The organism is Pseudoalteromonas sp. KAN5 (assembly GCF_022846535.1).
GTDB classification, from domain to species: Bacteria; Pseudomonadota; Gammaproteobacteria; order Enterobacterales; family Alteromonadaceae; genus Pseudoalteromonas; species Pseudoalteromonas haloplanktis.
This window is the reverse complement of record NZ_AP025589.1, coordinates 3,764,101-3,778,355: the sequence shown is the minus strand read 5'-3', so window position 1 is coordinate 3,778,355 and position 14,255 is coordinate 3,764,101. Positions and strand designations below refer to the sequence as shown.

The window sequence follows — 14,255 nt, the reverse complement described above, 5'->3', positions numbered from 1 at the left end:
GCTACAAGCTTAAAACTTCTTAAGCTTGTGTTGCGTTTCTCTGGCGTAGTACTTCAAACAAACAAATGCCCGTTGCTACCGAAACATTTAAACTTGATACGGTGCCGGCCATTGGAATTTTAACGAGCACATCACAGTGTTCACGGGTTAAGCGGCGCATGCCCTCGCCTTCTGCGCCCATTACAATTGCCATTGGGCCGGTTAGATTAGCATCGAATACATGAGTATCTGTTTCGCCAGCAGTGCCAACTACCCACACGCCTGCGTCTTTAATTTCACGCAGAGTACGCGCAAGGTTTGTAACCTGGATCAGCGGTACTGTTTCAGCTGCGCCACAGGCTACTTTACGTGCAGTACCATTTAATTTAGCAGATTTGTCTTTTGGTACAATGATAGCGTGAACGCCAGCTGCATCAGCGCTACGTAAGCAAGCCCCCAAATTATGTGGATCTGTAATACCATCTAACACCAATAGAAATGGCGTGTCTTCGCGAGCAATAATAACATCCAAATCTTTTTCATTAAACGTAGGTGCCGCTTTAACGTTTGCAATAATACCTTGATGCTGCTCACCCTTTGCTTTGTTATCAAGCGCTTTACGCTGCATAAATTGTACTGATATACCAAATTTACGCGCTTCCTCAATAACCGGAGATAAGCGTTTATCATCGCGCCCTTTAAGAGCATAAATTTCAATAAAACGCTCGGGTTCACTTGCTAAAATCGCTTCAACTGAGTGAAAGCCATAAATTAATTCATTACTCACGTATTCTTTGCTCCTGAGCTAGTACTTTTACGGGCATTTTTGCCGGGTCTCTTTGGCTTTTTAACTGCCTTTTTCTTCGGTTTTTTTGCTGTTGTAGTCGTTGCTGCAGCTGACTTCCCTGCGGGCTTCTTTTTTGCCTCTACTGGCACTGCTTTTTTTTGGCTTTGGTTTTCTCTGCTCAGCACCGCCTTTACGCTCAGAAGTGGCGGTTTCATCCGCTTTTTTACCTGGTATTTTGCCACGTTTTAATTGCGAACGAACACTTGCTGGGCGATGTCCTTTTGCATCACCACGACGGCGCGCGTATCTATCTTGCTCGCCATTACCGTCAAGGGTTAAGTTAATGCGGCGCTCATCTAAGCTTACTGACGCAACCTGAACCGTCACTTTATCGCCTAAACGATAAACCTTACGAGAATGTTCACCAATTAAGCAATGCTTCGCGCCATCATGCTGAAAGTACTCATCGCCGAGATTCGTGACATGAATTAAACCATCAATTTGCAAATCAGCTAAGCGAATAAACAGACCAAAGTTAGTCACCGAAGAGATCACTCCCTCGAACTCGTCGCCCACATGATCTTGCATGTATTCGCACTTGAGCCAATCGGCCACTTCACGCGTTGCATCATCGGCACGACGCTCAGTGTTTGAGCACTGCTCACCTAGTTGTGCAACTTCTTCATCACTGTAGACATAAGCACCCGATGTCACCATGCCCTGTGCTTTTAAAATACCTTTAATCGCGCGATGTACCACTAAATCAGGGTAGCGACGAATAGGTGAAGTAAAATGCGCGTATTCATCCAATGACAAACCAAAGTGACCAATATTTTCGGCCTGATAAACAGCTTGCTTCATTGAGCGCAGTAACATAGTTTGGATCAATTCAGCATCAGGGCGATCGCCAAGTTTAGCTAATACGTGAGTGATCTCTTTTGGTGTTGGCTCGTCACTCAGGGTAGATTCGATACCCAACTCTGATAAAAACTGTCTAAAGTTCCCCAGTTTTTCACCATCAGGTTCCGCATGCACACGATAGAGTGCGCTCGCCTCATGTTTTTCAAGCATTTTAGCCGCTGATACATTAGCTAGAATCATACACTCTTCAATCAGCTTATGCGCATCATTACGTACTACTGGCACGATAGACTCTATCTTGCGCTGGGCGTTAAAAACAAAGCGGGTCTCGAGGGTTTCAAATTCAATCGCGCCACGCTCTTGGCGAGCTGCCTTTAATGCCATATACATTTGCTGTAAATCAGTTAAATGAGGCACAACGGCTGCGTATTCAGTACGTAGTTTTTCATCGTTTTGTAAAATGGCATTTACTTTGGTGTAGGTTAAACGCGCGTGTGAGTTCATCACCGCTTCATAAAAACGGTAACCTGATAGTTTGCCTTCAGCTGATACCAGCATTTCTGCGACCATACATAAACGGTCAACTTTTGGGTTTAATGAACATAAGCCATTGGATAAAACTTTTGGCAACATAGGAATAACTTGCTCAGGGAAATACACTGAGTTACCGCGTTGGATTGCCTCGGCATTGAGAGGAGTATTCATTCCTACATAATGAGATACATCTGCAATCGCAACCCACAAACGCCATCCACCTGATTCAACAGGCTCACAGTACACGGCATCATCAAAATCGCGAGCATCCTCGCCATCAATCGTCACTAGGGGTAAATCGCGCAAATCGACTCGGTTTTGCTTGTCGGCTTCTTCGACAAACTCACCTAAATGCTCAACCTGCTTTTCAACCGCTTCAGGCCAAACATGAGGAATATCATGATTACGCAGTGCTACTTCGATTTCCATACCTGGTGCTAAATGCTCACCCAATACATCGATAATTTTTCCCACCGCATTCATATTACGGCTAGGGTTTTGAGTAATTTGCACTTGCACCATTTGGTTATGCCGAGCGCCATTTTCACTACCAGGCAAAATTATAATATCTTGTGTAATACGCGGATCTTCCGCGACAACAACAGCAATACCATGTTCAACAAAGTAACGGCCAACAATGGGGGCACGTTCATTAGGCAATACTTTAATGATGCGCGCATCGCATTTACCACCTGAGCCGCGTTTGCTACCTTTAGCCAAGACGATGTCGCCATGGAGCACCATATTCATTTGATGCTTGGCAATAAACCAGTCTTTACTTTCGCCTTCGACTTCTAAAAAGCCAAACCCGTCGCGGTGACCTATTACTTTACCTTTAACAAGCCCTGCTTCATCAATTAAGGCGTAACATTTAAATTTATTAAAGAATAGTTGACCATCACGCTCCATAGCACGTAAGCGACGCTTAAACGCAATTTGGCGCTCATCATCGTTTACAGCCAACTCTTCACATAACTGATGGAAGTTAGCTGGTTTAGCGCACTCTTTTAGGTGAGTAAGTATAAACTCACGACTTGGGACAGGGTTTTCGTACTTTTCTTGTTCTCGACTGAGATTAGGATCTTGGTTTGACATTCACTATCTTGTTAATTGGTTATGATGTTATTTTAACCCATAACCGATCAATGAGACAGGCAAAAGCTATGAAACTTTTAAGAAAGCCAATTTAGTTACTTTAAATCGACTAAAAAAGCCTATAACCAGCCCTTTTGTTTAGCTATACGTGCCGCATCGACTCGGTTACTGGCATTGAGTTTGGCAATCGCATCGGATAGATAATTACGCACCGTGCCCTCGCTTAAATATAATTTAGCGGCGATATCAACGGTTTTCAAGCCTTCACCCGCTAATTGTAATGCTTTGCGCTCTTTCGGTGACAAGAGATCACCATCAGCTAATGCGTTTGCTCTAATTGCTTTGCACTATAGTCCACACCAAGCGGTAATGACTTTAAGGCGTAAGATAAAAATGTAAAACTTACCCATGCTGCAATATTCATAACCAACCTCAAGTCAACTTAATATGTTAACTATCTCTTTTAAAGCTGGCTTAGTGTAGTGTAAATTGTCATCAATAAAACTGACTTTTGTCATTAATAAAGATACAAAATGCTACAAAAACAAGCCTGTTTATAACATCTGAAATGTTAGTATTTACCAGTCTAAAAGAGGTCTAGATGCAAGCTCAGCAGCAAAGTTTAATTTATCTCCACATCGCCGTATTACTGTTTGGTGGTACAGCATTATTTGCCAAGCTAATTAACTTAAATGCACTAGATATTACGGTATATCGTGCCGCCATTGCAGGTGTAGCTATTTTGCTTTTACTGCTATGGCAAAAGAAAGCAATTAAACTCAATAGCAGGAAAGATTACCTCATTGCGCTATTTTTAGGGGCGACTGTCGGCATACACTGGGTAACCTATTTTGCTGGTATGCAAATGGCTGGCATTGCAGTGGGTATGATTGCGTTTTTTACCTACCCAGTAATAACCGTTTTTATTGAACCTTTTTTTAATGGCAAAAAACCTAAAGTAAACGATTTGCTCAGTGCCTGTGTAGTAATAACTGGGATCTATTTACTGATCCCCAATGCAAATATGGGTAATGACATCACTTTAGGGGTGATAACTGGGGTGGTTTCGGCGTTTTTTTTCGCGTTTAGAAATATTGTTCACAAACGCTATTTTAGCCAGTATGGCGGGCCACAAACCATGTTTTATCAAACGTTAGTGGCAAGTATTTTATTAGCTACTTTTGTAGAAGTACCAGTGCTTAATGTATCCACCCGTGACTTGGGCCTGTTACTCGTTGCAGGAGTTATATTTACTGCAACTCCGCATTCTTTATTTGCGGCAAGTTTACAATATTTATCCGCATCGACTGCGGGGCTTATTTCTTGTTTGCAGCCTCTGTATGGCACATTTTTAGCATTTTTATTGTTGCATGAACAACCTTCACTGCTAACCTTACTGGGTGGTACTATGGTGATCAGTGCAGCATTGTATGAAACATGGTCAGTTACTCGGAAACACACATTATGATAAAAGTTTTTGCTCATCGCGGCGCCAGCGGTACGTACCCTGAAAATACTCAAAGTGCGATTTTAGCTGCTGTTGATATAGAAGTTGATGGGATTGAAGTTGATGTGCAAAGTTGTTTAGATGATTACATGATTATCCACGATACGTGGTTAGATCGCACCACCAGCGGCCGCGGTAAAGTCAATAAACTTACTCGAGAGCAAATTCAATGTTTTGATGCTGGTAATAACGAGTGCGTCCCTACTTTACAGCAAACCATTGACTGGGTTGGTAATAAAACATTATTGAACCTTGAATTAAAACACACCTTTTCGCTGGATAAGTTTGTTGAGTTGATTGAAGCAAATATTGCAGTTAACAAACTGTCGCGGGAGAACCTTTTAGTCTCTTCATTTGATCACCATCAACTCATGTGGTTAAAACAAAAGTTACCATGGGTCAAAATTGGCGCTTTAACAGCCTCTATTCCAATCAACTATGCAGAATTCGCACAACGTTTACATGCTTCAAGTATTCATATTGATAAAAACTTCATTAATCATGAGTTTGTTGCTGACGCTAAGCAACGTGGTTTACAAGTTTATGCATACACAGTTGATAAACAGGAAGATATAGAATTAATGCTTAATTATGGCGTAGAGGGTATTTTTACCAACTACCCTTGTAACACTAAAATGATTTTAAACTCACTTTGAGCCTACTGTATAAGATACTACAGTTCGTCCTATATTCTTGAATTAAAGTGAATTTGAACAATACTGAGTAAAAACAGATGCAACAGCCAAGCGGGCGACTAATGAGTGGGTATATGCGTATTTATAACTTTATTGAACAAAGCTTATTTTTTACTTTAACGCGAAAAATCATTGGTAACCTGAGCTTTGTTTTCGCTTTTCAAGCCGTTACCCTAATTTGGTTATATCAAAGCCTTAATGAGCAAGGCACCAACACTGGGGTTTTTTGGGTTCTAACCTTTATCATTATTAGCGGCTTTGCCTTCACCATTTTTTATATGCGCTTTCTAATTGTGCGTCCTGTGCAAGCTATGCGCGATACATTAGTTAAAATAAATCACGAAGATGCCAATCTAGCTGCAAAATTACCTCAATTTACTTTTGATGAGTTTCGCGACGTTAGTCAGCAATACAATATTTTTACGGAGCATTTGAGTCAGTTATTAGGCACTATTTATCAAAGTGCCCAAGCCAGCGCACAGAGTAATAATCAAGTGACCGTATCAATGCAACACACTGCACAATTAAGCGAACAACAAATCGACTTTAGCCAAACAATCACCGCTGCCAGCAATCAAATAACCGATAGTTTGCAAAGCATTGTGAGTAACACCGACAGTGTTCATCAAGTAAATAGTGAGCATGTAAACTTTGTAACTCACTCGGCACAGCAACTAACTGAACTCGTTAGCCAAGTTAAGTCGATTAGTCATGTGTTAAGCAGCTTTTCAGAAACAATCTTAGGTTTGAAACAAAACAGTGACAATATTCGCAGCATCCTAAAAATGGTCGAAGAATTTTCAGATCAAACGAATTTGCTGGCTCTAAATGCAGCCATAGAAGCTGCTCGCGCTGGTGAAGCGGGTCGTGGTTTTGCTGTTGTTGCCGATGAAGTAAGAACATTATCAGTTAAAGTAAGCGATGCAACTCGCCAGATCAGCGATTTCATCAATCAAATGGATTCCTTAGTCAACCAAACAAATAAAGAATCAGAACAACTCGTTAATTATTCACACAATGCAGAAACCACTATCAGCAATACCTCCCATGGTTTCACGGAGCGGTTAATTGAGTTTGAGCAGAACCAACAACAATTGCAGCAAATTGTGCATGCCGTGCATCTACTTGAGCAAACACAAAACCAAACCCACCAATCAGTTGAGCAAATCGTTGCATTGGGCAGTCAAGCCAAATCACAAATCGATATCGCCGTTACTGACTGCCAACAGTCTCAGCGGTTAAGCGAAAAAACACAGCAGCAATTACAGCGCTTTGTATAACCTATCGTGATCTTAATTGCGTAATATGCTAAATTACGCAGCGACTTTTAACCATGATGTGCCCGTGTGACTAACCTAACTTCTGATTACAAACAACTTGCTTTAGATATAAAAAAGTGGGGTTTAGAACTTGGCTTTAGTGAAGTCGGAATCACTGATATTGATCTGAGCAAACATGAAGCACAACTACAACGTTGGCTTGATTTAGGCTATCACGGTGAGATGGAATACATGGCCGCCCATGGTATGAAGCGTGCGCGCCCAGCTGAACTCGTACCAGGCACTGTACGAGTTATTTCGGTAAAAATGAATTACCTGCCCCCCGATGCAAGCTTTGCTAAAACCCTCAAAGATACTAATAAAGCCTATATTAGTCGCTATGCCCTTGGCCGTGATTACCACAAACTGATGCGCAATCGCATCAAGCAGCTTGGTCAAAAAATTGAGCAGCATGTTGATCAATTGGGATTTCGCCCTTTTGTTGATTCAGCGCCGGTACTTGAGCGACAACTGGCTGAAAAAAGCAGGGCTAGGCTGGCGAGGCAAACACAGCTTATTGATTAATCAAGAAGCTGGCTCTTGGTTTTTTTTAGGGGAGCTATTTGTTGATATTCCACTACCCATTGATAAACCAAATGAGTTTGAAGGTTGTGGGAAATGCGTTGCGTGTATTACCTTATGTCCAACTGGTGCTATTGTTGAGCCTTATGTGGTTGATGCGCGTAAATGCATCTCTTACTTAACCATTGAGCTACAAGGCTCAATACCTGAACAATATCGGCCACTACTTGGTAATCGTATTTATGGTTGTGATGACTGCCAACTCGTTTGTCCGTGGAATCGCTATGGGCAAATCACAGATGAAGCAGATTTTCACCCACGCAAGCAGTTAAAAGATAAAGATCTACTCGAGCTATTTAGTTGGGACGAAGCCACTTTTTTAAAGAATACCGAAGGCAGCCCAATTCGTCGCATTGGCCATCAGCGCTGGCGTCGCAATATTGCGGTGGGATTAGGAAATGCAGCATTTAGCCAAAGCATTGTTGATACACTCAATGTTATTCGCACACAATCGAGTGCTATGGTCATCGAGCATATCGATTGGGCGCTTGCGCAACAACGCGCTAAGCATGATAAGTTATTACGCAAAACCGCCCGTTTAATACGTATTGTAGAAAAAGGCTTACCACGAGACGCATAAAGTCAATTATCGCGAGTAAATTTACTTACTTAGTAAAGTTGATAGATCTTGCTCTATTTCATGAAAAGCAGCCTTCACCTCCTTAACAGACTCTTCTCGGGCAACTGAGTTCTGGATAGTTTGATCGACCTTTTGATAAATAAAAATTTCCTGATCTTCATCTAATCCCATTGATGGGATCCGTTCTTCTAATTCCTCTTGTAAACGCTTAAAAACGGCTTCATTATTTTTACGATTTTCATTCAATAAATCAATTAAGCCATGAAACTTACTATTAACCATCGTTATGGCATTATTTAGTTTGGTTTGTTGCAACTCTAAAGCTGCACGGTTCATAATTGCTCGCAGCTGTTGCTCGGTCACACTAACAATAAAACAAACATGATCACGAATTCGTCCATGCTTATCAGGATCATGATCTGGCATATTTAAAATCAATAAACTAATTAATTCATAATTAACCAATATGCGGTGAGAAAATTCATGCAATCGTCCTTTATGTTTAAGCATATCAAACAATTCAATTACAATTGGCGAGCACACACCTGTTAGAGAAAAATGCTCAGGAGCATCAGGAATCGTTCTAAACTCAACATTACTTTGTAAATCAAACGACTTTAAGCAATTGACTAAAGCCTCACCAAGCGCCTTAGTGTTGTTAATCATACCTATGCTTTCAATATAATTAACGATTAATCCCATCTCACAGCTATTTGCCATAGCATTAAAAGCGGTTGAGGTTGCATCTTCAACCTGCTGTTCTAGCGACTCTTTTTCAATTAATACTTGATTAAGAATGTTCAGCTTTGATTTTAATTCATCGTGGCCAAACGGTTTAACAATATAGTCTTCGGCTCCTACCGCATAACCTTCCATACGCTCTTCAACAGTGCCTCGAGCTGAAACAAACATAACAATGATATGAGCTGTGCTAGGATTCGCTTTCAGTTTTCTACATACTTCATAGCCGTTCATTTGCGGCATGCTCACATCAAGTAAAATAACTTGCGGTGCAAAGTCTTCTACCACACTCAAACATTCAAAGCCGCTGCCTACCATTTTTAATTCAAAATCCAAATCGAGTAATATCTCTTCAATAATTTCTAAATTAAAAGGTTCGTCATCAACCGCCAATATTCTTGTCAAAGCCATAATTGTCGTCCATTTCTTAATTAACATTAATAGTTTAGTCGTAAAAAAGGCACTTACCAGTACGAACAAGTAATTTATTTTTGTTTGGCTAAAGTTTTACCTCTAATGGCAAATTGATATTAATTGTAGTCCCACCTGAACTATTGTTATGCGCTGATATCGCCCCTTTATGTAGCGAAACAAACTCTCGACATAACGCTAAACCTAAGCCAGTTCCCCCAGCACCGCTATTCGTTTTACTGCTTTGTACAAACTTGCTAAACACATGCTCAAGCTCATCGTCAGGTATACCAATACCACTGTCGATGACTTCAATAACAGCTTGCGCTTGTTGATTAGTCGTTAAAACCACTTCAACGCAGCTACGTGGTTCACTAAATTTCAATGCATTGCCTAATATATTTCGTAATAGCTGATTTATTTGCTCTTCATCACAGTCAATCATGACAGGCGAGCTTGGTGGCACAAACTGAATGTCTATCTCTTTTTCCATCGCAGTACCAGAGACGTCATCAATACTGGTTTTAATTATGTTCGTTAGATTATGCGGACGCGGATTAAAGGGAAATTTGCCCACATCTAATTTTGATAAGTCGAGCAAATTATTAAGTAATGAAAGCAATCTTTCACCACTGCACTCAATACGTGATAAGTATTTTTGTAACTTTTCCACCGCAATATCCCCTTTGCTAAGCTTATCTAAACCAAAGCGAGCAAAACTTAAGATTGAATGCATTGGGGTACGCAATTCATGAGACATATTGGCAAGAAACTCTGACTTACTATGATTAGCCGCTTCAGCAACATTTTTAGCATGTTCCAATTGCGAGGTACGTGCTCTGACTTGCTCTTCCAGCATATCTTTCGCTTCTAGTAAGAGATCTTCTTTGTGTTTTAGATGAGTAACGTTTTTAAAAATAACAGCCAGCGCAATTTCACCATGATGATCAATCTCATTAAACGAGCCAACCAAAGGGATGCCTTCACCGGCTTCCAAAGGTAGGTGCACGTCACAGCTAAATTGCCGATTTTGATTTAAAGTGACCACTTTATCCTTAATTTTTTCTGCTGATGTTTCATCTAATAAAGTAAACACAGAGCAGCTCTGAAGCTCTTTTGCTGAAAGTCGAAAAAGTTTAGAGCAGGCGTCATTTGCTTCAATGACTTCACCATTTCTTGCAAATAGCATGATAGGATCTGGGGTATGTTTATAAATAACTCGCAGTAGACTATCTTTTTCGATGAGTGCATCAACGGTATCTTGTAAGCGCTCAACCAATTCAATGTTATGACGTTTTAATAATTCCGTTTGCCAGAGTTTATGTACAGATTGCAGTAGCATATTTTCATTAATTGGCTTTATTAACACGTCTTCAACACCTTGGCGGATCGCTTCAATCATAGAAACTTGATTTGGCTTTGAAGTAAAAAGCAAGCAACGGCATTGTGGGTAATGTGCTTTGAGGGTAACAAATACATCAATACCGGAGCCATCAGGTAAACTAAAGTCACTCAATAGCAAATCAATATCATGCCCTTGTGCTTGGCTAATTGCAGCGCTAATACTGTTAGCAGTAATAGTTTTGATATGAGCGCCTAACAAGCTATTCGCTACTTTTTCAAGCCGCTCAGGAATATGATCAACCAGTAATACTGTCGGTAATTGCAACGTAGTATCAGTGCCAAGCTCTAGAGCTTGCTCTAATAAGCTGCTAATTTCTTTATTTGAGAAGAAGGGATAAATGACAATCGCATTTGGCACCAACCGGTTAAGTTCACTGAATAAAGACAGTTGCTCGTTGTTTTCAACTTTTGGTGCAAGAAGTACCACGTGCTCGACTTTGATCTCTGCAATTAATAAACTTGCAGTAGCTACTGGCACGCCATGTGCTATAGCCACGAGATCGTAAGAACTCAACGCGGGGCACTCTTTTAACATTGAAAAATGGATTAATTCAACTTCGCAGCCAATTAATTCTAGCAATACTTTTATTCGCATAGCTAAAACACTACTGCTATCAACGATTAATATTTTTCGCACTATTTTGACCACACTTTCACCCACTTAACCTGATGAAAGCGTAGCCTAAATTTTCTGTATTCACATAATCAAAAAGGTCATTTTCTTAAATATGCTTGCCTAATATGGTTAAGCTGTAGTGATTACCATCCATAATAGCAACGTTGGGGAGTTCTCCCCATTGTTGATACTCAAAGGCCGCAAACAGTTTAATGCTGGGAATATTGTGACTAAATATAAATGCTAGTAACACTTTAATATTTAACTGCTTAGCCTGCGTCTGTGCAAATTCGAGTAAATACTTACCAAGCCCTTGCCCTTGTGCGCGGCCAGTAATATAAATACTGATCTCAACAGTGCCGTCATAAGCGGGTCTGCCATAAAACGATTTATAGCTGAGCCATGCAACCACTTTTTCATCTTGCTCATACACATATATTGGCCGAAGTTGCGTATGGCTATCAAACCAGCTTTGTCTTTGTGCTACTGTCACCTCTTCGGTGTCAGCGGTAACCATTCTGCTGGCAATGGTTTCATTATAAATTGCAACGATGGCCGGTAAATCATTGCTAGTCGCTAATCGAGTTGTCATTAAGTTTGTTATGGTTATTGATCAGTAATGTTGATAATAACGTATCAGCTATACCCAAACCACCTCAAGATGCAGAATTCAGCGTTTCCACAGGGGCTTAATATCAAGGCGTTACTTTGCAATAATGGCAGTCCCTTTTAAAAAGTAACAACACTGAGAGTAAGTACCTGTGAAACGCCCAATGGGTTGGTTTAAAAGCGATTTATACTGCGTTATTGATTTTAACAAGGGAACAACCATTCTTTGCAATCAATGCCTTGCCTAAGTCGCTTTTAATTCCAACTGAAACGTGTATCTTGAGGTGGTTCGGGTATATAACCACCAGCTAGGAATCACTATGTTTAAAAAATTATTATTCTGTACCGCATTATTTAGTAGCATCTACCTAAATGCCGCAACCACTCCAGCGACATTAGAAGCCTCAGCACAGTGTGATGACTTTACCAATGTCAATATGCGTAAATTACGCTCTAAAGAGAGCATTAATCTATGCCAGTTTAAAAACAAACCACTATTAATCGTTAATACTGCTAGCAACTGCGGCTTTACTCCACAGTTTGAAGGGTTAGAGGCGCTGTATCAAAAATACCAAGAGCAAGGTTTAGTGATCTTGGGGTTTCCATCAGATGATTTCTTTCAAGAAGAAGACGATGAAAAAGACACTGCAAAAGTGTGCTTTATCAATTATGGGGTTACGTTTCCAATGTTTGCAACCAGCGAAGTACGCGGGAGTAACGCCAACCCTATTTTTAAGCATTTGAATGCCCAGACCAGTTCACCAAATTGGAACTTTTACAAATACCTTGTCTCTGCAGATCGTAAACAGATCATACGTTTTAATAGCAAAGCTAAACCAAATTCAGAGGCAATGGTGAAAGCCGTTGAACAAGCAATTTCAGATATTTAAATAAATACTGGTACAAGACGATAGTATTAGACTAGAATAACCACAGGTTTGATTAAAAAAACACCATTTTAAACGGGAGATTTTATGACAGTGGCAAGTGCAAGACACATATTAGTAGACAGCGAAGCGCAGTGCTTAGATTTAAAAAGCAAGATTGAGCAAGGTGAAGACTTTGCTGAATTAGCAAAAGCACATTCTAACTGCCCTTCTGGCCAAGATGGTGGTGCGCTAGGTGAATTTGGCCCAGGTATGATGGTTCCTGAATTTGATAAAGTGGTCTTTTCTGCACCAATAAATCAGGTACAAGGCCCTGTGCAAACTCAGTTTGGCTACCACTTACTTGAAGTAACCAGCCGCTCAGAATAATGTTAGTTTTCAACTAATGTGAATAAAGCCGCCTCTGCGGCTTTATTTTTATGTCACAGGTAAGCATATGCAGTTATTAGGCTCAACAACCTCACCATTTGTACGCCGCATTCGTATTTGGGCATTGTTAAATAACTGCGAATTGGGGTTTATCAATCTCAATATTTTCGCTGAGCACGATCGCTAATTAATGATCAAAAACAACCCTGCCCGTAAAATTCCGGTGCTAATCACCAAGCAGCACACACTTGCTGATTCGAATAACATTATCCGTTTTTTACTTGAGCAGCATGCTCACCCTCGCCTTAGCTGGCAACAGGAGCACTTACTTAGCACTATTAATGGCTGCAATGATTCGCGGGTTGAACTGTTATTGTGCCAACGCTCTGGCTTTGATTCCACACAAGATAAATTATTTTTTAATCTCCAAAACGAACGCATTGCTGAAACATTAAGCTATTTAAATAGTCATTGAACTGATCATGAATTTAAAAGCTGTGAATAATTATACCCAAACCACCCCAAGATGCAGAATTCAGCGTTTCACAGGTGCTTAATATCAAGGCGTTACTTTGCAAGAATGTCCCTTTTAAAAAGTAACAACGCTGAGAGTAAGTGCCTGTGAAACGCCCAACGGGTTGGTTTAAAAGCGATTTATACTGCGTTATTGATTTTAACAATAGATCTACTATTACTTGCAATCAATGCCTTGCCTAAATCACTTTTAATTCCAACTGAAACTTACATTTTGAGGTGGTTTGGGTATGCACATCAGTTTATACTGCTTACTTGATTGGATTTGCTTTCGTGAGCTGGTTGATCTGACTCTATTTAGTAACTTAATTGAGTTTCACCGTTCATACAGTCAACATACTGTCGCACAGCAAACTAATCCTCGAATTTAATATTAAGGGTAAACACATGAGTGATATCGAAATAGAATCAGAACTAGTTAGTTTTGTAGAAAAAGTACGCCTAAGTGAAAAACTATGGGCACTCGGTGCTGAAGATGGCGGTTTTGTGGTTTGTGATTCTAACCAATTTGAAAACACCGATGTACTGCTATTATGGGAAAGTGAAGCTACGGCAAAGGCCCAGTGTAAAGAAGAATGGGCTGATTACAGTCCGCTTGAAATTACCTTAGATGAATTTTTAGATGATTGGGTTGAAGACCTTAAAGAAGATGATGCACTTGTAGGCCTAAACTGGAATGACGATCAAGTCTGTGTTGAAATCGAACCAGTTGGATTAGCACGCGCGTTAAGCGAATAAGCATTAT

General features: G+C 40.4%; 12 protein-coding genes and 3 pseudogenes. 9 read left to right on the top strand and 6 right to left on the bottom strand.

Features of this window, described 5'->3' with window-relative positions:
- Positions 1-19 precede the first annotated feature (19 nt).
- The 3 genes and pseudogenes from rlmB to KAN5_RS16845 all read right to left on the bottom strand — a co-directional run.
- On the bottom strand, positions 20-766 hold the full coding sequence (gene rlmB / locus KAN5_RS16855) for a 23S rRNA (guanosine(2251)-2'-O)-methyltransferase RlmB (protein ID WP_016709445.1): 747 nt from the start codon (positions 764-766) through the stop codon (positions 20-22).
- Positions 763-3,256, bottom strand: a pseudogene (gene rnr / locus KAN5_RS16850) (ribonuclease R). Before rnr ends, rlmB begins: the two are co-directional and overlap by 4 nt.
- Before the next feature lie 119 nt (positions 3,257-3,375).
- Positions 3,376-3,585, bottom strand: a pseudogene (locus KAN5_RS16845) (helix-turn-helix transcriptional regulator); the annotation flags it as partial.
- Positions 3,586-3,857: 272 nt separating this feature from the next.
- On the opposite strand from KAN5_RS16845, the gene KAN5_RS16840 reads away from it, so the two are divergent.
- The 4 genes and pseudogenes from KAN5_RS16840 to queG all read left to right on the top strand — a co-directional run bounded on the left by KAN5_RS16840 (position 3,858) and on the right by queG (position 7,939).
- Positions 3,858-4,724: a DMT family transporter gene (locus KAN5_RS16840; protein ID WP_138555328.1), complete on the top strand. Its 867-nt coding sequence runs from the start codon at positions 3,858-3,860 to the stop codon at positions 4,722-4,724.
- Complete coding sequence (locus KAN5_RS16835) at positions 4,721-5,419, top strand: glycerophosphodiester phosphodiesterase family protein (protein WP_016709451.1); 699 nt, start codon at positions 4,721-4,723, stop codon at positions 5,417-5,419. The genes KAN5_RS16840 and KAN5_RS16835 overlap by 4 nt, the downstream gene beginning before the upstream one ends.
- Before the next feature lie 101 nt (positions 5,420-5,520).
- Positions 5,521-6,738 (top strand): methyl-accepting chemotaxis protein, encoded by a 1,218-nt coding sequence (locus tag KAN5_RS16830; protein ID WP_244390964.1) that lies wholly within the window; start codon positions 5,521-5,523, stop codon positions 6,736-6,738.
- A gap of 66 nt (positions 6,739-6,804) precedes the next feature.
- Positions 6,805-7,939, top strand: a pseudogene (gene queG / locus KAN5_RS16825) (tRNA epoxyqueuosine(34) reductase QueG).
- Between the two features lie 21 nt (positions 7,940-7,960).
- Here the strand turns inward: queG and KAN5_RS16820 are convergent.
- From KAN5_RS16820 to KAN5_RS16810, 3 genes are all read right to left on the bottom strand, one after another.
- Positions 7,961-9,091, bottom strand: a complete 1,131-nt coding sequence (locus KAN5_RS16820; protein WP_244390137.1) for a response regulator — start codon at positions 9,089-9,091, stop codon at positions 7,961-7,963.
- 88 nt (positions 9,092-9,179) lie between these two features.
- Complete coding sequence (locus KAN5_RS16815) at positions 9,180-11,135, bottom strand: ATP-binding protein (RefSeq protein ID WP_029216203.1); 1,956 nt, start codon at positions 11,133-11,135, stop codon at positions 9,180-9,182.
- A gap of 82 nt (positions 11,136-11,217) precedes the next feature.
- Positions 11,218-11,703: a GNAT family N-acetyltransferase gene (locus KAN5_RS16810; protein ID WP_016709456.1), complete on the bottom strand. Its 486-nt coding sequence runs from the start codon at positions 11,701-11,703 to the stop codon at positions 11,218-11,220.
- A gap of 337 nt (positions 11,704-12,040) precedes the next feature.
- Here KAN5_RS16810 and KAN5_RS16805 point away from each other — a divergent pair, with 337 nt between their 5' ends.
- From KAN5_RS16805 to KAN5_RS16785, 5 genes are all read left to right on the top strand, one after another.
- Complete coding sequence (locus KAN5_RS16805; protein ID WP_138555330.1) at positions 12,041-12,610, top strand: glutathione peroxidase; 570 nt, start codon at positions 12,041-12,043, stop codon at positions 12,608-12,610.
- A gap of 84 nt (positions 12,611-12,694) precedes the next feature.
- Positions 12,695-12,976, top strand: a complete 282-nt coding sequence (locus KAN5_RS16800) for a peptidylprolyl isomerase (RefSeq protein ID WP_016709458.1) — start codon at positions 12,695-12,697, stop codon at positions 12,974-12,976.
- A gap of 190 nt (positions 12,977-13,166) precedes the next feature.
- The gene (locus KAN5_RS16795) at positions 13,167-13,451 is read left to right on the top strand and encodes a glutathione S-transferase N-terminal domain-containing protein (protein ID WP_244390136.1); all 285 of its coding nucleotides are present in this window, start codon (positions 13,167-13,169) and stop codon (positions 13,449-13,451) included.
- A gap of 289 nt (positions 13,452-13,740) precedes the next feature.
- A complete protein-coding gene (locus KAN5_RS16790) occupies positions 13,741-13,881 on the top strand; it encodes a hypothetical protein (protein ID WP_016709460.1) in 141 nt (46 codons plus the stop codon).
- A gap of 16 nt (positions 13,882-13,897) precedes the next feature.
- The gene (locus KAN5_RS16785) at positions 13,898-14,248 is read left to right on the top strand and encodes a DUF2750 domain-containing protein (protein WP_016709461.1); all 351 of its coding nucleotides are present in this window, start codon (positions 13,898-13,900) and stop codon (positions 14,246-14,248) included.
- Positions 14,249-14,255 lie beyond the last annotated feature (7 nt).